The following is a 19,222-nucleotide window of genomic DNA, read 5'->3' as shown; positions in this document are numbered from 1 at the left end:
TGCTGCGAATTTAGGCAGATTCGAGGTTTATCCTTTACCCGCGTTAAAGTCCTGTTTGTATTTGGTTACTTTTTCCAGATACCGACGCGATTCGCTGTTGGGGTGTTTCTTGGTCAGCGCCCAGTAAACCTGATTCGGCTGAAGCGAATTTAGGTCGCGCATGGCTCGGCTGCGATCGGAACGGTTAAAGGTGTTCAGGACGCCGCCGGTGCCGCCGTTATAGGCCGAAATCATGCTGTATTCCAGTGAGGTGGGGTGGCGCACGTCTTTCAGATAGCGATTTTTCAGCAGATAGAAATAGGCGGTGCCGGTATCGATGTTGTTTTCCGGATTAAACAGGTATTCCGGTGATGGCTCGCCGCTGCGTTTTTTGACCAGCTTAAACACGTCACGCCCCGCGGTTTTGGGCACCACTTGCATCAATCCGTACGCGTTGGCCCAGCTTACCGCGTAGGGGTTGAAGCTGCTTTCGGTTTTGATGATGGCGTAGATGAGATCTTCCGGGATGCCATAACGATTTGAAGCACGGCGCACGATATCCGCGTATTGATAGCTGCGGATTTCAACCTGGTTTTCGACCATGGGAATTTCAACGTAGTAAGCCTTTTTGAAATCGACATCTTTGACTTTAAGGTGGTGGGCGATCAGGTAGTCGGCATAACGGTTGGCGCGCCATGACCACTGGATAGCCTTGCCATCTTGATCTAACACCTGCTTGTACAGGAATGGCTGGCCCTCCAGTTTAATGTCTTTCGACGAGAATAGATCGACACTGGCCGGATCATCGGGTGTCAGCAATGTGGTGATGATGGCGTTTCTCAGGTGGCCTTTGGGATCGGTCGGCGAGACGGTTTCGACGACGATTGTACCTTTGGAAAAGTTGACTTCAGAGCGGCTCAGATAGTTGTCGATGTATTTAACGTAATTACTTTTACCGGCGTACTTCAGCTCTTTGCTGCCCCAGCGCTTTTTGATGTTGCCGGAAAAACTGCTGATCAGGGCATCGAGCGCATCGGTGTCCTTTTCAAACTGCCCGGGCAACTGAGCCAGATTTTTGGCAAAGCGGTTGGTCGGTTCATAATTGACATCATAGATGCGTTCCACGAATTCGCGACTGCATCCCACCAGTGTCAGTGCGGTCAGACAATAGATCAGTTTTTTCATAGCTTCTGAATATAAAAATGACATCAGAGCGGAGCCGTGATGTCATTGAGATTGTAATTATTATTCGCTCGGTGGCGTGTAACCTTCGATGTGAACGTCTTTGCCTTCAAACAGGAAGTTGACCATCTCGGTTTCGATCAGTTTGCGATGCTCAGAATCCATCATGTTGAGCTTTTTCTCGTTGATCAGCATGGTTTGCTTGTGTTGCCACTGTGCCCAGGCTTCTTTCGAGATGGTGTCGAAGATGCGTTTACCCAGTTCGCCCGGGTAGAGCTGAAAGTCCAGGCCTTCCGCTTCTTTGTTTAGTCGAGCACAGAATACAGTGCGGCTCATAATGACTCCTTGATGTTAAAGTTCAAACGGCAAGCCCTCCAGTAGCTGCTTTACCGGAGCGGCCAGGCCGATCTCTTCAGGTTGGGATAAGTTATACCAAAGACCTTTGGTTCCTTCCATTATCACATCCGGTTGCTGAGATAAATCCACCAGAATCGGGGTGATGTCGAGATGGTAATGGCTAAAAGTGTGGCGAAACGCAATTAAAGGCCGCGTTTCACGCACCTGTGTCTGGCGTATGCTGCGCAGATCAAGCTGGTGCTCAATGCTGGCATCCGGATGTTCCGGAAAGCAGAACAGGCCTCCCCAAATGCCACTTTGAGGGCGTTGTTCAAGCCAAACCTGGTTATCGTGATGTAGCATCACGAACCAGGTTTCTTTCACCGGTTTGTCTTTCTTTGGTTTCTTCCCAGGGTAATCAAGCGGGTTACCTTGCTTATTGGCCTGACACATTGAGGCGACCGGACACAGCGAACATTTAGGCTTGCTGCGTGTACACACCATGGCCCCCATGTCCATCATCGCCTGATTGTACTTGTCGACGTTGGTATCGGGCGTGTGCGTTTCAGCGATGTCCCACAACTGATTCTCTACTTTTTTCTGTCCCGGCCAGCCGTCAATGGCAAACGCGCGCGACAGAGTGCGCTTGACGTTGCCGTCCAGAATCGCATGCGGCTGGTTATACACCGACGACAACACCGCCGCTGCGGTCGAGCGGCCAATCCCCGGCAGAGCGTTCATCTGCTCAAGGTCTAGCGGAAATTCCCCGTTGTATTCTTGAGCGACAATTTGCGCGGCTTTATGCAGGTTGCGGGCGCGAGCGTAATAACCCAGTCCGGTCCACAGGTGCAGGACTTCGTCTTGTTCGGCATTGGCCAGATCGGTCACGGTTGGAAACCGTTGTAAGAATCTCTGGTAGTAAGGAATCACGGTCGCGACCTGAGTCTGCTGAAGCATGATTTCCGACAACCAGACGCTGTAGGCGGTTTTATTTTTCTGCCATGGGAGATCTTTTCGCCCATAAGCGTCATACCATTCTAATATGGCATCGGCAAAAGGTGTCACGGCTTGCTCTGTGTAAAATATAGGTATAATCGTGGGTAAAATTGCACCACAGAAAGTGGTGAATGTAAAACAGACAAACTGTAAGGATAATCGAATTCGGTGATAACACTTGCACCGAGCACGATTCTTTGGATAATCACAAGCCCTTTGAGGTGAGAGCAAATTTTAAGCAGGCAATATCAATGAGTGAAGTGACCACTAACGAATACACCGAAGACGGTAAACTGATCCGCAAAGTACGCAGCTTTGTTCGTCGTGAAGGACGTCTGACCAAAGGTCAGGAAGCGGCAATGAAAGAGTGCTGGCCAAGCATGGGTATCGATTATCAGGATACACTGCTGGATTGGAATCGCGTGTTTGGTAACGACAACCCAGTGGTACTGGAGATCGGTTTTGGTATGGGCGCATCACTGGTTGAAATGGCCAAAAATGCTCCGGAAAAGAACTTTATCGGCATTGAAGTCCACAGCCCGGGCGTAGGCGCATGTTTGTCTTCGGCGCGCGAAGCGGGCGTGACCAACCTGCGTGTGATGTGTCACGATGCCGTGGAAGTGTTCGCGAATATGATTCCTGACAACAGTCTGCACACGCTGCAACTGTTTTTCCCCGATCCGTGGCACAAGAAGCGCCACCACAAGCGTCGTATTGTTCAGCTTGAGTTTGCCGAAATGGTACGTCAAAAGCTGATCATCGGTGAAGGCATTTTCCACATGGCCACCGACTGGGAAAACTACGCTGAGCACATGATTGAGGTGATGAATCAGGCGCCGGGTTATGAAAACACCGCTCAGGGAGGCGATTACGTGCCTCGTCCAGAGGAGCGTCCGTTGACCAAGTTTGAAGCGCGTGGCCACCGTTTGGGTCACGGCGTTTGGGACATTAAGTTCAAGCGCATCCGCTGATTTTTTCCGGTGTTATCACCATTTGAAAAATAAAGTTTTATAAAAGCCAACATTGCTTTAATGTTGGCTTTTTTGTCCCTACAGACACAACAATAATTACAATAGCAAGTAAACCGAACCAACATGAAACCAACCACAGAAATACTGGCGAACATCCTGGATGAAGTTCGCCCATTAATCGGACAAGGAAAAGTCGCCGACTATATTCCAGCGCTGGCTAAGGTGCCGAGCTACAAGCTGGGTATTGCTGTGTACACCAACGAAGGTGAAATCTTTAAAGCCGGCGATGCACAAGAAGCGTTTTCGATTCAGTCGATCTCCAAAGTGCTGAGTCTGACGCTGGCGCTGGGCTTGTATCGCGCCGATGAAATCTGGTCGCGGGTAGGTAAAGAGCCGTCTGGTCAGGCCTTTAACTCCATGATCCAGCTTGAGATGGAGCAGGGGATTCCCCGTAACCCTTTTATCAATGCCGGGGCGATCGTAGTGGCCGATATGCTGCACTCACGCCTGTCTGCACCCAGACAGCGTCTGCTGGAATTTGTCCGCCAGCTTTCCGGTGACAGTCATATTATCTACGACAAAGTGGTGGCCGCATCAGAAATGATGCACAGTGACCGTAATGCGGCGATTGCCTACCTGATGCGCGCATTTGGCAACTTTGACAATGAAGTGATCCCGGTTCTGAACAACTATTTCCATGCGTGCGCACTGAAGATGAGCTGCGTTGATCTGGCGAAAACCTTCAGCTACCTTGCCAATAAAGGCAGTTCGGTGCAGAGCGGGCGCCAGATCATCACGCCAACCCAATCCAAGCAACTCAATGCTTTGTTGGCGACCTGTGGTCTGTATGACGGCGCAGGTGAGTTTGCTTACCGGGTCGGCATGCCGGGTAAATCCGGTGTCGGCGGCGGGATCATCGCCGTGGTACCGGGGGATATGACCATCGCGGTCTGGTCGCCAGAGCTGGATCCTTCCGGTAACTCGCTGGCGGGGACCAAAGCGCTGGAACTGTTGTCGGAGCGGATCGGGCGCTCGATATTCTGAGCGACATGAGCAGGGAAGCGTTATGTCAGATCTTATTCACCAACGGTTACTTACTCAGTTAAGCGGGCTTCGTTATCTTAGCCACGTGGTGACGCACAATGGCGCGCAGACGATTGAGCGCCAGCCGCCAGCGCATCTGCTGCGTTATTTGTCGCGCGCGGTTGCAGGTCAGCAATTGTCGACCACGGCAGCCCGCACAATCTGGGCGCGGGTAGATCAGCTGTGTGAGATACACGGCCCGCTGGAGCTGCTACTGGTCGAAGAGCATCATCAGCGGCTGCGCAGTTGCGGCTTGTCCAACGCCAAAGTCAAAACCCTTCTCGGTGTGAATCAGGCGTTGCAAACTGGTGTGGTTGCTGCGGATATTCATCACAGCCAGGACGCCGACTATATCGTCAGTCAGTTGGTTCAGTTGTGGGGGATCGGACGCTGGACTGCAGAGATGGCGCTGATTTTCTTTTTCGCTATGCCGGACATCTGGTCGGAGGGCGATGCGTCGCTGGTGCGTGGTCTGGCGCAACTGGCCGAGAAAGAGGACGTTGCGCCCGAGACGATAGTAAAGGCGGCGGCCCCTTATCGTTCTTATCTGGCCCTGCATATCTGGGCCATGCTGGATGCGGAGTTGCTCAAAGAGGCCTGACCGTCCGCGCCAACAACCTTACTTATCAAAAAACACCGCCGAAGCGGTGCTTTTATTCTTCTTCAGCCATAAAGGCTTCAAGTAGATCGTTGAGAAACAACTTGCCTTTCTCACTGATTTGCCAGTGTGTGGCGTTTTCAGTCAGGTAGCCTTTGTCCAGTGCCCAATCGATAGTGGGGGCGATTTGCGCCAGTGCCAGCCCGGTAGTGTCAATAAAATCCTGTTTAGGGCAGGCTTCCATCAGCCGAAAGCGGTTCATAAAGAACTCAAAGGGCCGATCCCGGTCTGCCACCCACTGCTCGGTGTGCAGATACGGTTTAACCATATTCTGGTAGGCCGCCAGGTAGCCACGCGGATGCTTGACTTTAGTGGTACGCAGAATACGCCCGTCAGCAAAACTCAGCTTCCCGTGCGATCCGCAGCCAATGCCGAGATAATCCCCAAAACGCCAATAGTTGAGATTATGCTGGCACTGAGAGCCTGGTTTGCTGTAGCCGGAAATTTCGTACTGGACGTAGCCTGCCTGCGTCAGTTTGTGGTGGCCGCGTTCAAAGATATCCCACAGGTCATCATCGTCGGGGAGCGTTGGTGGCTTGTAGTAGAACATGGTGTTTGGTTCGATAGTCAACTGATACCAGGACAGGTGAGGCGGATTGAGCTCAATCGCCTTGTCCAGATCTGCCAGCGCCTGATCGATGCTTTGATCCGGCAAACCGTGCATCAGATCCAAATTGAAGCTGTTTAAACCAATCTGATGTGCCAGTTTGGCGGCGTCAACGGCTTCTTGCTGACCGTGAATGCGCCCGAGACGTTCAAGCTTGTCAGCTTCAAAGCTCTGCACGCCGATGGAAATACGTGTCACACCGGCTTTACGATAGCCAACAAAGCGCTGTGCCTCCACGGTGCCCGGGTTGGCCTCCATGGTGATCTCAATGCCGGTTTTGAACGGGATACGAGCTTCAATGCCCTGCAACAGACGGCCAATGCCATCGGCTGAAATCAGGCTTGGCGTACCGCCACCGATAAAGATCGAGTGCAGAGGACGTGGCGCATCGTTCAGTCGGTATTTGGCAATGTCGGTGTCCAGATCTTCCAGCAAGGCGTCGATGTATGCGTCTTCCGGAATATTGTCTTTGAGCGCGTGCGAGTTGAAATCGCAATACGGACATTTCTGCACACACCAGGGGATGTGGACATACAGGCTCAGAGCGGGTGGCTTTAACATGACGATCTTACGCTTGCGGAGTCAGAGCCGCGAACAGCTTTTGTAGTGCCTTAGCACGGTGAGACAACTGTTTCTTGCGCGCCGGCGCCAGTTCGGCGGATGCGCAGTTTTCCCCCGGAACAAAAAAGACCGGATCGTAACCAAAGCCGTTGTCCCCCTGTGCCTGATCCAGAATGCGCCCTTCCCACTGTCCGTGACAGACCAGAGGCGTCGGGTCATTTTCGTGTCGCATCAACACCAGCACACAGTGGAAGCGGGCGCTGCGTTGCTCCGCTGGAACCCCTTCCATCGCGCTCAGCAGTTTTTGCAGATTTTGTTGGTCTGTCGCCTGTTCACCCGCGTAACGGGCAGAGTAGATACCGGGCGCGCCGTTGAGGTAATCGACTTCCAAACCTGAGTCATCGGCGATAGCGGGCAGGCCGGTCAGCTTGGCAGCATGACGCGCTTTGATGATCGCGTTCTCGATGAAGGTGGTACCGGTTTCGGCCACGTCAGGGACGTCGTATTCGCTTTGGGCGACCACGTCAAAACCAAACTCGGCCAGCAGATCGGCCATTTCCCGGACCTTGCCCTGGTTACCGGTCGCTAAAACAATCTTTTTCATGGTGTTCTCTATAAAAAACCACGCCAGTTCTGGCGAGCTGGCGTGTGGCTATCAAACATGTCGTCAAGCGGCAGGCTTACTCTTCGACATAAAATTTCTGGGAAAAGATCAGGTTACCTGCGCCTTTCATCCCGGCGTTGACGTCGATGTTAAACGTCAGGTTTTCTTCATTGCTGATCGGAAACTCCGCCAGGTAGTAGATGGCGTCGCCTTCTTGCACTTCACGAAAATCCAGCGTGCGGGAATTCCCGATCAAGTTTTTACTGGTGCCGTTCACTTTGGCCGTGACCGCCGGCTTGCCGACTTGTGATGTGTCCAGCACACTGATATTCAGAACGGCGGAGTAGCCATTGCGCTTGAGTTTGTAACTGCTCGCAATTTCCGACGTCAAGAAAGTGGAATTAAAAGCCGAGTAGTGTACTTCAACGTCTTTGAGTGTTTTGAACTGACCCGCCGAGGCCGGAGTGACGGCCAAAGCTGCGATCAGTGCGATTGTCCATTGATGACTCATTTCCCTTACCTCTCGTGAAAGATGTACCGACATCCCGGGCTGATTCTACCACTAATTTTAACTCCATTTCGCGGCGAATTCCTCTTCCATGAACTGAGGATAAGCGCAATAAGATAACCCGGCGATATGGCGCCGGGTTAGTTTGCAAACAGAGACCAAGAACTGGCCACACTCAATCGTCGAGTAGAAGGGTTATTTGTGACGGAATTTGTTGTGGCGACTGGATGCGCACTTGCTTATGCCGCCCCAGTTCTCCCTTTTCTATCATGACCAGTCCTTTGGCCACCTTGAACTGCTTGGCTAAAAATTTACTCAAGTGCGCATTGGCTTTGCCATCAACCGGCGGCGCTGTGATGGCAATTTTCAGCTCCTCGCCGTGTAAGCCGACGATCTGATCTCGGCTGGCTTTAGGTTGAATGTAAAGCCGGAGAATCACATCCTGACCTTCTGTCCAGGCGGCCGTCGACATTACAACTGAAACCAGATGGGGCCAATGATGTCACCGATCAGAAAGTTCGCAAACTGCAGGCCGATAAACAGCACTAATACACTCAGATCGAAGCCACCCATCGCCGGAATAATGCGGCGGATTGGCGCCAGCATTGGCTCAGTCAGTTGATGGAACACATATTCGATAGGGCTGCGGCCCTGGCTGACCCAGCTCAAAATGGCGCGGATCAGCAGAACCCAGAACAGCAAACCACCGGCTGCTTTCACCAGTGATAGCAGGCCCAGGAACAGAAAGTCGGTGCTGAATGACACTGAGCCGCCAGAAGCGAGCATGATCAAGGCCACGAATTTGAGTACGCACAACAGATAGGCAAACAGCACGGTCGCCATGTCGATACCGCCTAGCGAAGGAATCACGCGGCGTAAAGGGCCCACCACAGGCTGGGTCACTTTGACCACAAACTGTGAGAACGGGTTGTAAAAATCGGCTCTGGCGGCCTGAAGCCAGATTCGCAGGATCACGACCATGATGTAGAGATCAAACAGCGTCGAGACCAGAAAACTCATTGAATTCATAAGTAGCCCTTACTACGGAGCGGCGCCGGGCGCCATCAGTGATTAAAATAATTGTTCCATTTCTTCTGCGCGGGTGACCGCTGCCTGCATGGCTTTCGCTACGATATCAGATAGTTGATGTTCGTTAAACGTGCGCAGTGCTTCGGCGGTGGTGCCGCCCTTAGACGTCACCTGCTCACGCAGAGTAGACAGTTCGGTTTCCGGGTTGGCCACCACCATCTCGGCGGCGCCAAGCGCGGCCTGCTGAACCAGCTGGCGGGCGGTTGCCTTATCAAAACCTTGCGCCATGGCTTCATTTTGCATCGCTTCCATGAACAGGAAGAAATACGCGGGAGCACTACCGGCCGCGGCGATGACGTTGTTGATGCCCGATTCCTGTTGGACCCAGCAAACTTCACCCACGGCTGACATCAGCGCTGCGGCAAATGCGCGATCTTCTGCGCTGACATGCTGCGGGGCGTACAGGCCGCTCATGCCTTTGCCGACCAGCGACGGGGTATTGGGCATTACGCGCACCAGATTCAGTGTTGCACCGAGCATTTCATTCAGGCGGGCCGCGTTGATACCTGCGGCGATCGAGATCACCAGTTTGTTGGAAAAATCGACGTCATGCAGGCCAGCGCCAACCCGTTCCATCAACTGAGGTTTAACCGCCAGTACGATGACTTCGGCCTGTGTGGCCGCGTCAAGGTTGTCGGCATTGGTGTTAATTCGGTACTGGTGAGCAAGAGAATCACGAGTGCTCTGACTTGGGGCGGTGGCCGTGATGAAATCCGCCGGGTATCCGCTGTCAATCAGGCCAGCGATGATAGAGCGCGCCATGTTACCAGCGCCGATAAAGGTGATTTTCTTGTGTTCCATAATGACGTGACTTCCTAAATGTGTGGTGTTCTTAATCGTGGCGACAGGTTATGCCTGACGGCCGTAGTCGCGTGCGCCAAAGATCGCGGTGCCGATACGAACCATGGTTGTACCAGCTTCAATCGCGGCGTCCATATCGCCGCTCATGCCCATCGACAGGGTATCCAACTGCGGATACTCAGCGGAGAGTTCATCTTTCAACTGCGCCAACTGGCGAAAAGCCGTTAACTGTGAAGCGTAGTCTGGCGTGTTGGCCGGAATTGACATCAATCCTCTTAACGTGAGGTTGGGCAGCGACGAAATCAACTCTGCCAGTTCAAATATTTCCTCAGTTGAGGCGCCGGACTTGGAGGCTTCACCGCTGGTATTAACCTGGATCAGAACCTGCAGCGGCGCCATTTCTGCAGGCCGCTGATCATTGAGTCGCTGCGCCGTTTTGGCTCGGTCAATGGTGTGGACCCAGTCGAAATGTTCGGCAACAAATCGGGTTTTATTCGACTGAATAGGGCCGATGAAATGCCATTCCAGATCGAGTTGTGGGTGGTGTTGGCGGAAAAATGCCACCTTATCGACCCCCTCCTGGACATAGTTTTCACCGAAGGCGCGCTGTCCGAATTGGGCCGCTTCAAGGATGGCTTCAACCGGTTTAGTCTTGCTTACTGCCAGCAGTTGCACCGAGTTTGGAGCTCGTCCGCATTTTTGTTGTGCGGAGGCGATCTGCGCAGTGATGTGCTCAATATTTTGTTGAATACTACTCATAGCTGAATGACTTAAGGAATTTCAATGGATATCGATGAGTTACTGGAGTTTAGTGTAAAACATAATGCGTCAGATCTACATCTTTCTGCAGGTGTTCCTCCGGTGCTACGTATCGATGGAGAGATTCGCCGCCTGGATCGGCCGGCACTGAGCGAGCCAGAAGTGCAACAAATGGTAAATGCGGTCATGGACGAAGAGCAGCGCAGCGAATTCGAGCAGCAGCTCGACGCCGACTTTTCGATACAACGAGCGGGCAGCGGCCGTTTCCGGGTCAATGTGTTTCATCAGTCGCGCGGTTGCGCGGCCGTTTTTCGTACCATCGCAAGCCAGATGCCGACGTTAAATGCGCTGCAGGCGCCCGCCATCTTTACCCAGATCGCCAATTATGAACAAGGCCTGGTGCTGGTGACCGGGCCGACCGGTTCCGGTAAGTCGACCACGCTGGCGGCGATGGTTGACTACATTAACCACCATCATCACAAACATATCTTGACCATTGAAGATCCGATTGAGTTTGTCCACACCAGCCAGCAGTGCTTAATTAATCAGCGTGAAGTACAGCGTGATACCCGCAGTTTTCACCGCGCCTTGCGCAGTGCGCTGCGCGAGGATCCGGATGTCATTCTGGTGGGGGAACTGCGTGATCGTGAGACCATCAGCCTGGCATTAACCGCGGCGGAAACCGGTCATCTGGTATTGGCCACCCTGCATACCAGTTCGGCGGCAAAAACCATCAACCGGATCATCGATGTGTTTCCCGGCAACGAGAAAAATATGGTGCGATCGATGCTGTCTGAGTCGCTGCGTGCCGTGATTGCCCAGACTCTGATCAAGCGCCGCGTGGGCGGCAGAGTGGCCTGCCATGAAATTATGCTGGCAACGCCGGCGATTCGTAATCTGATCCGGGAAGATAAAGTCGCGCAAATGTATTCGGTGATTCAGACCGGAGCCGCGCAGGGGATGCAAACCATGGCACAACACGGGCGTCAGCTCCTGGCTGAGGGGATCGTTGATGAAGATGAATTGGTCAGAACCATTGACGCCGGCCCATGGCGCTAAGGTTAACGCTAACCGGGGCAGGTTGCGTCAGTTGCCTGACGCAACCAGTGTTAGCCCCACTGGGCTTCGAACCAGCTTTCAAGAATGACAACGGCAGACTGGCAGTCTACATTGCCTTTGCTCAGGGCTTTATAGCCGCCCATTTCAAACAGCTCCGCGCGCGCTGCGGTAGTGGAAAGTCGCTCATCGTGCAGCTCGACCGGCAAACCGAAACGGCCATGCAGGCGGTTGGCAAACTTACGTGCCCGTGGCGTGATGGTCTCGAGAGCCTGACCACGCAGATCGGTCGGCAGCCCGACGACCAGCAGGTTGGGTTGCCACTCTTTGATCTGCTTTTCAATCTCGTCCCAGTTTGGAATACCGTCGTTGGCCTTAAAGGCTTTTAACGGTGAGGCCGTACCGGTAATTTCCTGACCGATAGCACTGCCGATGCTCTTGGTGCCAAAGTCGAAGGCCATGATAGTTCGTGACATGGATAAGGGGATTCCGTAATTACAAGTGTTTGGCCGGACGTTCAGGCGTGTCCGGCTTGATTCGAAAGTTGGGCGGCGTCAATGCCGAGTTTCTCGACGGCTTTGCTCCAGCGCTGGCTGATGGGAGTATTGAAAATCACATCCGGATCCGCTTCGATGGTCAGCCACGAGTTTTCGGCCAGCTCACTTTCCAGTTGACCGGCTTCCCAGCCAGCGTAACCCAGCGCCACCAGGTAGTCCTCCGGCTCAGCTTCGGTACCAAGTACGGTCAGAATGTCACGAGAGGTGGTCACCGAAATATTGTCGGTCATCTGAACGCTGGATTCGTAATGATCTTTCGGTTTGTGCAGAATAAAGCCACGATCTTCCGACACCGGACCGCCATTTAGCACGGGCTTTTTCAAACTGTCGGTATTGAGCTGCGGATGCACGGGCTGAACGTCGACCTGCTTGAGCATGCCGCCGACCGTAACGTCAATCGGGGCATTGATGATCAATCCCATTGCTCCGTCTTCATTGTGCTCACAGATGTAGACCACACTGTGTTTGAAGTAGGGATCTTTCATGCCCGGCATGGCAACCAGAAAATGATTGGTAAGGTTCATAACAGCTCCAACCCAGAGTGAGATAAATGGGCAACCGTTCGCTGCCCCTTGTCTCAGTTTACGCTTTATTGATACGACGCTCTATCGCGTCCATCAGTTTCCCTGTGATTGAGATATCAAACGCTGCCTCGATCTCACGGATGCAAGTCGGGCTGGTAACGTTTATCTCAGTCAGCTTATCGCCAATAACGTCCAGGCCAACAAAGATCAGACCTTTTTCTTTAAGTGTAGGCGCTACGGCCGCGGCGATCTGTTTATCTGTTTCGCTCAGCGGACGGGCTTCGCCAGTTCCGCCGGCAGCCAGGTTACCGCGGGTTTCCCCCTTGGCCGGAATGCGTGCCAGGCAGTACGGCATGGCTTCGCCATCGACCACCAGAATGCGTTTGTCTCCGTTACTGATGTCAGGTACAAATGTTTGTGCCATGGCGTAGTTCTGACCGTGGTTGGTGAGAGTCTCAATGATCACAGAGACGTTGGGATCGTTCTCTTTGACGCGGAAAATAGACGCACCACCCATACCATCCAGTGGCTTGAGAATCACGTCTCCGTGGGTGTCACGAAACGCTTTAATCTTGTCTGCTTTGCGTGTCACTATGGTGGTTGGCGTCAGCTCGGGGAACCAGGCCGTGAACAGTTTTTCGTTACAGTCGCGCAGGCTTTGTGGTTTATTGACGATCAGCGTCCCTTGTTCTTCCGCCCGTTCCAGGATGTAAGTGGCGTAGATGTATTCGGTATCGAAAGGCGGGTCTTTGCGCATCAGTACCGCATCCAGCTCAGACAGTTCGATCGTCTGCTCGGAAGTGAAGTGATACCAGTCGTTCGGATCTTGTTTCAGTTCGACAATTTTACTGTCCGCGACCGCGACGCCCTGGTCCAGATGCAGATCGTTCATTTCCATGTAGTGGATTTCGTATCCACGGCGCTGAGCTTCCAGCAGCATGGCAAAGCTTGAGTCTTTTTTGATGTTGATGGACGAAATCGGGTCCATCACGATACCCAGTTTAATCATTGATCTTCTCCGGTTAGCCAAGGTCGCCGAAACGAACTTGAAGGGCTGTAATTGCGGTCAGAGCCGCCGTTTCGGTACGCAGTACGCGTGGGCCGAGCAGGGTCTCTGCAAAATGATAGGTGCGAGTCATGTCGATTTCATCGCCGGACAATCCGCCCTCAGGGCCGATCAGCAGGCGAACTTTGTCTACCGGACCCGGCAAGGTGTTGATCGAATAGTCTGCGCGCGGATGCAAATTGAGTTTCAGGCTGCCGTCGTCTTCCTGACACCAGTCTTCTAATGCCATCACCGGGCGAATGGTGGGCACCACGTTGCGTCCACATTGTTCACACGCACTGATGGCGATTTTCTGCCACTGCGCCAGCTTCTTCTCAAACCGTTTCTGGTCCAGTTTGACGCCACAGCGTTCTGAAATCAGCGGGGTGATGGTATTCACACCGAGCTCGACCGATTTCTGAATCGTGAACTCCATTTTATCCCCGCGTGAGATAACCTGGCCAAGGTGCAGATCGAGTGGGGACTCGCAGTTTTGCTCGACACGCGCACTGACTTCCACCACAACCTGCTTTTTGGTGACTTCGCTGATGTGCGCCGGAAATTCAGCGCCGCTGCCGTCAAACAGCAACACTTCCTGACCCTCTTTCATACGCAGAACCCGGCCGATGTGGCCGGCGGCATCGTCACTCAGCGCCACGGCGCCCAGTTGGTCAATTGGGTCAGGATGATAAATACGAGGGATACGCATGATAGTGTAGTTTTCCGGCAAAAGTTAGTTAGACACTAACATGGATGCTTTGCAGCGAAAAAACAAGGGGCAAGCGGCGTTTCGCGCCCGAAAGCTTACGACGCCACTTGCCCTGATATCACAGGGACTTACACGCTTCGAGGACAAACGGGTTGTGGTTCCCCTGCACGGTGGCGATGCGTTTGTCTCGTTCACACTCCCAACGATCGGCCGGGAACTGTTTGTTCCATGCGGTCATCAGGTTTTTCTGCTGTTTGGAGAGCTTGAAACCGTACTCTTTGCTCATGTACAGGTAGGTGCGTGCGATCGAGCCTTTGGCGCGATCCGGCGGCATCACTTTACGCTGTTTGAAGTTGACCTGCATCTCACAGCGGCCGTAGGTTTCACCATCAATCCCGTTCCACTGGCTGAAGTTGTAGTTAGAGCGGTCCCCATTGACTTCGCCGATGGCAGGGGTCAGATTGTGCAGATCCGCTTCCATCAAACGGAACTGTTGGTCGTGGCGTGAACAGTTTTTACGACCACCGCTTTGCCAGCATTGCAACTGATGACCGAACTGCCACGCTGGGACCACATGTTCCCATTCGATACGTGAGGCGCGTTTTTCTTGTTTACGTACCTGATAACCACAAGAGTTGAGATCCGGGACCCCTTTTTTGCCCTGCCAGTTAATGGCACATCCGCAATAAAAACTGGTGGGATTGTCCCGATAGATTTTCACCGCGGCTCTTTTGGCGCTGGAGAAGGAAGAGGGTGGAGCCGCATTGACGGCGAAGCAAGTCAGGGCACATACCATGCCGCAAAGTAAAGATCGTAATGTCATGATAAAAAGTCTTAGAAAAGTATGACTTTTTTCAGTCTACCACGCATTTTTCTGGATGAGGTTACAAAAGCGTACATCAGACTTTAGTGATGGGCACAGTGTCGCGGAATTAAGACATGTCGAATGGACGGCGTGAGTTAACTGAGTTGGGTTCCGGTAAAGCGCAGCGTTTCCTGGCAGCGCTGACAGCGGTAGCTGGCCTGATGACGCAGCACCTTGTTATGACGGCGGATGGTGAGCGGGTAGTGACTGCAGGCACAACGGTATTCAAAGGTTTGCCCTTGCACTGATGTGGTGGCAAAGCTGTGAGTGGTACGGGCACTGACGCCCAATACCTGCTCCATTACCGCCTGCCATTCTTTGCCATGCGGGCGAACCCGGCCGTAGATTTGGTGAGTTATCAGATGAGCCACTTCGTGCGGGATCACTTCATCCAGAAACGCCTGACGGTTTTCGGCAAACAGGATCGGGTTAAGGCGGATTTGGTTCAGCTTCAGATAGGCTTTTCCGGCCGCTTTCCCCCGCAGTTTATAGCTGACCTCGGGGTGGGGGAAGCGACGTTGAAAGGTTTGCTCTGCCAGATGCAAACAGTGTGCTATCACTTTCTGTGCCCGGTAATCCCATTCTGTGTCCACGTTGCCCCCAATAAATTAACGCCCCGGCCAACTGGCCGGGGCGAATTTTAACACCATTGCGGTGGACGGGGCGGTTTTCTTATTCAGGATGATGTTTTTTCTTAATTGTGGCGTGGTAACCATGCCAGGTGGCGTAACCCAGAATTGGCATGGTAAACAGCATACCTATGCCAAAGGTGGCGAAGCCAATCAGGATGCCGCCACAAATAATGGCTGCCCAGACTATCATGGCCGGAATATTGGAACGGACCGCATTGAAGCTGGAGAAGACGGCGGTCATCATGTCAACCCGGCGCTCCATCATCAGTGGGATAGAAAACGCGGAAATACTGAATACGACCGTGGCCATTACCAAGCCGACCAGAGAACCGATCACCAGGAAGGGCATGAATTCAGTCAGCGGGGCACCTTGTACGGACGGGTAAAGGGCATGCAACAGAGCCGCGATGCGCATCCAAAAAATCATGCACACGGCCAGTAGCACCGCAAACGCCCATTGCGAGGTGGAGTTGCGACCGATGGCTTTCATGGAATGCAACAGACTGGCCCGATGGCCTTTTTCGCGTTCCCAACTGGCGTCATACAGCCCAAGCGCCAGAAACGGGCCGATCAGCATATACACCACCAGCGCCGGCAGAACCACCAGGTGAGTGCCTTGCCATTGGATCAGTAACACGATGCCGATGGCCGCTGCCATAAAGCACAGCCCGTAAAACGCGCTGATCAGCGGCATACGGACAAAATCGTGTAAGCCAAGTGCCAGCCAATGGAACGGCGCCGCCAGGTTGACTTGGTTGCACGGAATGGTGCGTGCGTACTCATGGTCACTGACGTCTTTACGCTTATCTTTAAAGTCCGAAGGGTTAACCGTACGAGGCATAGCTCCTCCTTGCTCAATTCTGGTTAAGTGTCGTCGTTGCCGTACGACGATTCGGTGCGGTCTGCACCGTCTTGGATGTTGGATGCGCCGCAATCAAGGTTGAGGGCATTTAACATTATTTTAACTATTGGCAGGGAAGCAGAAAAATACAACTTCTGAGGGCAAAATTGTGCAAGAAAAGAAAAAGCCCCGGCACATGGGCCGGGGCTTTAATTGCTAAGTCTTTGTATTACTTGATGCCAGCGAATTCGCGGATCAGAGCTGCTTTGTCCGTTGCTTCCCAAGGGAACTCTTCGCGGCCGAAGTGGCCGTAAGCTGCGGTCTTCTTATAGATAGGACGCAGCAGGTTCAGCATCTCTTGCAAGCCGTATGGACGAAGATCGAAGAACTCACGTACCGCCTGGATGATGATGTCGTGAGAGACTTTCTCTGTACCGAACGTTTCAATCATGATTGAGGTTGGATCTGCCACACCGATAGCGTAAGACAGTTGGATTTCACAACGATCCGCCAGGCCAGCGGCCACGATATTCTTGGCTACATAACGAGCCGCGTAAGCAGCACTGCGGTCCACTTTAGATGGATCTTTACCAGAGAAGGCTCCACCACCGTGACGTGCTGCGCCGCCGTAGGTGTCAACGATGATCTTACGACCTGTCAGGCCACAGTCACCCATTGGACCACCGATAACGAAACGACCGGTTGGGTTGATGAAGAATTTGGTCTCCTGGTTCAACCACTCAGACGGCAGTACCGGCTTGATGATTTCTTCCATTACCGCTTCGCGCAGATCTGGCGTAGAGATCGAATCACAGTGCTGAGTTGACAGTACAACCGCGTCGATACCTACAATTTTGCCTTGATCGTACTGGAAGGTGACCTGAGATTTCGCGTCCGGACGCAACCATGGCAGCGTGCCATTTTTACGAACTTCCGCCTGTTTTTGAACCAGTAAATGAGAGTAAGTGATCGGAGCTGGCATCAGCACGTCGGTTTCGTTACACGCGTAACCAAACATGATGCCCTGGTCGCCAGCGCCCTGCTCTTTAGGATCGGCTTTGTCGACACCCTGGTTGATGTCTGGTGACTGTTTACCAATCGTGTTCAACACGGCACAAGAGTCTGCATCAAAGCCCATGTCTGAGTGAACGTAGCCGATTTCGCGTACGGTTTGACGAGTCAGTTCTTCAATGTCAACCCAAGCTGAAGTCGTAACTTCGCCGCCAACCATGACCATGCCGGTTTTGACGTAAGTTTCACAAGCAACACGCGCTTTCGGGTCTTGCTCCAGAATCGCATCAAGAACTGCATCAGATATTTGGTCTGCAATTTTATCAGGATGACCTTCTGAAACCGATTCAGAAGTGAACAGGTGCTTAGCCATGAGAGCTCCACTTAGATAAATGAAGGTGGCCAGCGACAAGCGCTCACCACCAGTTAAATTCGGTATATTTTGTAGGTGTATCTACATCTAGACGTCTATTCTAGTTTTCGCCCGACGAATTACAAGTTCTTTTTTTGTTTTACTCTTAGCCAAACGTTTGCTCTGAAATGAGTGATTTTGCACAACTTTGCTGTAAATGAGCGTTATTGCAGGCAAAATTATCCAGTAAAACGTTTGCAGCACTGATGGGGCTTTGCGACAATACTCCGGCTGCTTGCAGCGCTACTTTCCCTTTTTTCTTGCTTATCGTACTCAGGAGCAGACATGTCTTCTCGTAAACACCTAGCCAATGCTATCCGTGCTCTGAGCATGGATGGTGTCCAAAAAGCGAACTCAGGCCACCCGGGCGCACCTATGGGTATGGCGGATATCGCTGAAGTGCTTTGGCGCAGTCACTTAAATCACAACCCACACAACCCGAATTGGGCCGACCGCGACCGCTTCGTGCTGTCGAATGGCCACGGCTCTATGCTGATTTACTCTCTGCTGCACCTGAGCGGTTACGAGCTGTCGATTGACGACCTGAAAAACTTCCGTCAGTTGCACTCTAAAACGCCGGGCCACCCTGAGTACGGCTATGCACCTGGCATTGAGACCACAACCGGTCCTCTGGGCCAGGGCATTACTAATGCGGTGGGCATGGCGATTGCGGAAAAAGCACTGGCGGCGCAGTTTAACAAACCTGGCTACGACATCGTTGACCACTTCACTTATGTGTTCATGGGCGATGGCTGTCTGATGGAAGGCATCTCGCACGAAGCATGCTCACTGGCCGGCACTCTGGGTCTGGGCAAACTGATCGCCTTCTGGGATGACAACGGCATCTCGATCGACGGTCACGTGGAAGGCTGGTTCTCAGACGATACACCAAAACGTTTTGAAGCCTACGGCTGGCACGTTATCCCGGCAGTAGACGGTCACGATTCAGACGCGATCAACGCAGCGATCATCGCTGCAAAAGCGGATCCTCGTCCGACTCTGATCTGTACTAAGACCATCATCGGTTTCGGCTCACCAAACAAAGCCGGCTCGCACGATTGTCACGGTGCTCCTTTGGGCGCAGACGAAATCAAAGCCGCACGTGAGTTCTTAGGCTGGAATCACGGCCCATTCGAAATCCCATCGGATGTGTACGCAGAGTGGGACGCGAAAGAAGCGGGCAAAGCGAAAGAAGCAGCATGGGATGACAAGTTCGCCGCTTACGCCGCCGCTTACCCAGCCGAAGCCGCAGAATATAAACGCCGTGTGAACGGTGACCTGCCAGCGGAATGGGAAGAAAAAGCAGCGCAAATTATTGCTGATCTTCAGGCTAACCCTGCCAATATCGCTTCCCGTAAAGCGTCACAAAACGCACTGGAAGCCTTCGGCGCTCTACTGCCTGAGTTCATGGGCGGCTCAGCTGACCTGGCCCCATC

General features: G+C 52.9%; 22 protein-coding genes and 1 pseudogene. 5 read left to right on the top strand and 18 right to left on the bottom strand.

The genetic code is table 11. The features are described from left to right. Positions 1-27 precede the first annotated feature (27 nt). From mltC to mutY, 3 genes are read right to left on the bottom strand one after another with little or no spacing between them, the layout of a single operon-like run. Positions 28-1,164: a membrane-bound lytic murein transglycosylase MltC gene (gene mltC, locus CAG64_RS11145; protein ID WP_161488528.1), complete on the bottom strand. Its 1,137-nt coding sequence runs from the start codon at positions 1,162-1,164 to the stop codon at positions 28-30. Between the two features lie 60 nt (positions 1,165-1,224). Then, a complete protein-coding gene (locus tag CAG64_RS11140) occupies positions 1,225-1,497 on the bottom strand; it encodes an oxidative damage protection protein (RefSeq protein WP_161488527.1) in 273 nt (90 codons plus the stop codon). A 15-nt stretch (positions 1,498-1,512) separates the two neighbouring features. Further along, on the bottom strand, positions 1,513-2,562 hold the full coding sequence (mutY, locus tag CAG64_RS11135; RefSeq protein WP_161454887.1) for an A/G-specific adenine glycosylase: 1,050 nt from the start codon (positions 2,560-2,562) through the stop codon (positions 1,513-1,515). 182 nt (positions 2,563-2,744) lie between these two features. Between mutY and trmB the strand changes: the two genes are divergently transcribed. The 3 genes from trmB (at position 2,745) to CAG64_RS11120 (ending at position 5,148) form a co-directional block, all read left to right on the top strand. Next, positions 2,745-3,464, top strand: a complete 720-nt coding sequence (gene trmB, locus CAG64_RS11130) for a tRNA (guanosine(46)-N7)-methyltransferase TrmB (protein ID WP_021704405.1) — start codon at positions 2,745-2,747, stop codon at positions 3,462-3,464. A gap of 123 nt (positions 3,465-3,587) precedes the next feature. Beyond that, on the top strand, positions 3,588-4,508 hold the full coding sequence (gene glsB, locus CAG64_RS11125) for a glutaminase B (RefSeq protein WP_021704404.1): 921 nt from the start codon (positions 3,588-3,590) through the stop codon (positions 4,506-4,508). A 22-nt stretch (positions 4,509-4,530) separates the two neighbouring features. Then, positions 4,531-5,148 (top strand): DNA-3-methyladenine glycosylase family protein, encoded by a 618-nt coding sequence (locus tag CAG64_RS11120; protein WP_161488526.1) that lies wholly within the window; start codon positions 4,531-4,533, stop codon positions 5,146-5,148. A gap of 52 nt (positions 5,149-5,200) precedes the next feature. On the opposite strand, the gene hemW is transcribed toward CAG64_RS11120, so the two are convergent. From hemW to CAG64_RS11085, 7 genes are all read right to left on the bottom strand, one after another. After that, positions 5,201-6,373 (bottom strand): radical SAM family heme chaperone HemW, encoded by a 1,173-nt coding sequence (hemW, locus tag CAG64_RS11115; RefSeq protein WP_161488525.1) that lies wholly within the window; start codon positions 6,371-6,373, stop codon positions 5,201-5,203. 7 nt (positions 6,374-6,380) lie between these two features. Then, a complete protein-coding gene (locus CAG64_RS11110) occupies positions 6,381-6,977 on the bottom strand; it encodes an XTP/dITP diphosphatase (protein ID WP_021704401.1) in 597 nt (198 codons plus the stop codon). 76 nt (positions 6,978-7,053) lie between these two features. Beyond that, complete coding sequence (locus tag CAG64_RS11105; protein WP_161488524.1) at positions 7,054-7,488, bottom strand: DUF4426 domain-containing protein; 435 nt, start codon at positions 7,486-7,488, stop codon at positions 7,054-7,056. Between the two features lie 172 nt (positions 7,489-7,660). After that, on the bottom strand, positions 7,661-7,957 hold the full coding sequence (yggU, locus tag CAG64_RS11100; protein WP_021704399.1) for a DUF167 family protein YggU: 297 nt from the start codon (positions 7,955-7,957) through the stop codon (positions 7,661-7,663). Then, the gene (locus tag CAG64_RS11095; RefSeq protein ID WP_021704398.1) at positions 7,957-8,514 is read right to left on the bottom strand and encodes a YggT family protein; all 558 of its coding nucleotides are present in this window, start codon (positions 8,512-8,514) and stop codon (positions 7,957-7,959) included. The genes yggU and CAG64_RS11095 overlap by 1 nt, the downstream gene beginning before the upstream one ends. A 42-nt stretch (positions 8,515-8,556) precedes the next feature. After that, the gene (gene proC / locus CAG64_RS11090; RefSeq protein WP_161488523.1) at positions 8,557-9,375 is read right to left on the bottom strand and encodes a pyrroline-5-carboxylate reductase; all 819 of its coding nucleotides are present in this window, start codon (positions 9,373-9,375) and stop codon (positions 8,557-8,559) included. 48 nt (positions 9,376-9,423) lie between these two features. After that, positions 9,424-10,134 carry a YggS family pyridoxal phosphate-dependent enzyme gene (locus tag CAG64_RS11085; protein WP_021704396.1) on the bottom strand — a complete coding sequence of 237 codons (711 nt, stop codon included), beginning with the start codon at positions 10,132-10,134 and terminating at the stop codon, positions 9,424-9,426. 24 nt (positions 10,135-10,158) lie between these two features. Between CAG64_RS11085 and CAG64_RS11080 the strand changes: the two genes are divergently transcribed. Beyond that, entirely contained in the window at positions 10,159-11,193 is a 1,035-nt protein-coding gene (locus tag CAG64_RS11080) for a type IV pilus twitching motility protein PilT (protein WP_021704395.1), read from the top strand. A 50-nt stretch (positions 11,194-11,243) separates the two neighbouring features. Here CAG64_RS11080 and ruvX read toward each other — a convergent pair whose 3' ends face one another. The 8 genes from ruvX to metK form a co-directional block, all read right to left on the bottom strand. Then, a complete protein-coding gene (gene ruvX / locus CAG64_RS11075; protein WP_021704394.1) occupies positions 11,244-11,666 on the bottom strand; it encodes a Holliday junction resolvase RuvX in 423 nt (140 codons plus the stop codon). Positions 11,667-11,707: 41 nt separating this feature from the next. Further along, complete coding sequence (locus CAG64_RS11070) at positions 11,708-12,271, bottom strand: YqgE/AlgH family protein (protein ID WP_021704393.1); 564 nt, start codon at positions 12,269-12,271, stop codon at positions 11,708-11,710. 58 nt (positions 12,272-12,329) lie between these two features. Further along, positions 12,330-13,280 carry a glutathione synthase gene (gene gshB, locus CAG64_RS11065; RefSeq protein WP_161488522.1) on the bottom strand — a complete coding sequence of 317 codons (951 nt, stop codon included), beginning with the start codon at positions 13,278-13,280 and terminating at the stop codon, positions 12,330-12,332. A 13-nt stretch (positions 13,281-13,293) separates the two neighbouring features. After that, positions 13,294-14,025: a 16S rRNA (uracil(1498)-N(3))-methyltransferase gene (gene rsmE, locus CAG64_RS11060; RefSeq protein ID WP_161488521.1), complete on the bottom strand. Its 732-nt coding sequence runs from the start codon at positions 14,023-14,025 to the stop codon at positions 13,294-13,296. 118 nt (positions 14,026-14,143) lie between these two features. Further along, positions 14,144-14,848: an endonuclease gene (locus CAG64_RS11055; RefSeq protein WP_272924782.1), complete on the bottom strand. Its 705-nt coding sequence runs from the start codon at positions 14,846-14,848 to the stop codon at positions 14,144-14,146. A gap of 137 nt (positions 14,849-14,985) precedes the next feature. Further along, positions 14,986-15,483 (bottom strand): SprT family zinc-dependent metalloprotease, encoded by a 498-nt coding sequence (locus CAG64_RS11050; protein ID WP_161488520.1) that lies wholly within the window; start codon positions 15,481-15,483, stop codon positions 14,986-14,988. Between the two features lie 79 nt (positions 15,484-15,562). Further along, positions 15,563-16,363: a DUF2189 domain-containing protein gene (locus CAG64_RS11045; protein WP_161488519.1), complete on the bottom strand. Its 801-nt coding sequence runs from the start codon at positions 16,361-16,363 to the stop codon at positions 15,563-15,565. Between the two features lie 229 nt (positions 16,364-16,592). After that, positions 16,593-17,747, bottom strand: coding sequence for a methionine adenosyltransferase (gene metK / locus CAG64_RS11040; RefSeq protein WP_021704387.1), 1,155 nt, complete (start codon positions 17,745-17,747; stop codon positions 16,593-16,595). A 324-nt stretch (positions 17,748-18,071) separates the two neighbouring features. Here metK and CAG64_RS11035 point away from each other — a divergent pair. Next, positions 18,072-19,222: pseudogene (locus tag CAG64_RS11035) on the top strand (transketolase family protein); the annotation flags it as partial.

Source organism: Vibrio sp. V38_P2S17PM301 (assembly GCF_009904845.1).
Lineage (GTDB): Bacteria > Pseudomonadota > Gammaproteobacteria > Enterobacterales > Vibrionaceae > Vibrio > Vibrio proteolyticus.
This window is presented reverse-complemented; position numbering and strand designations above follow the sequence as displayed.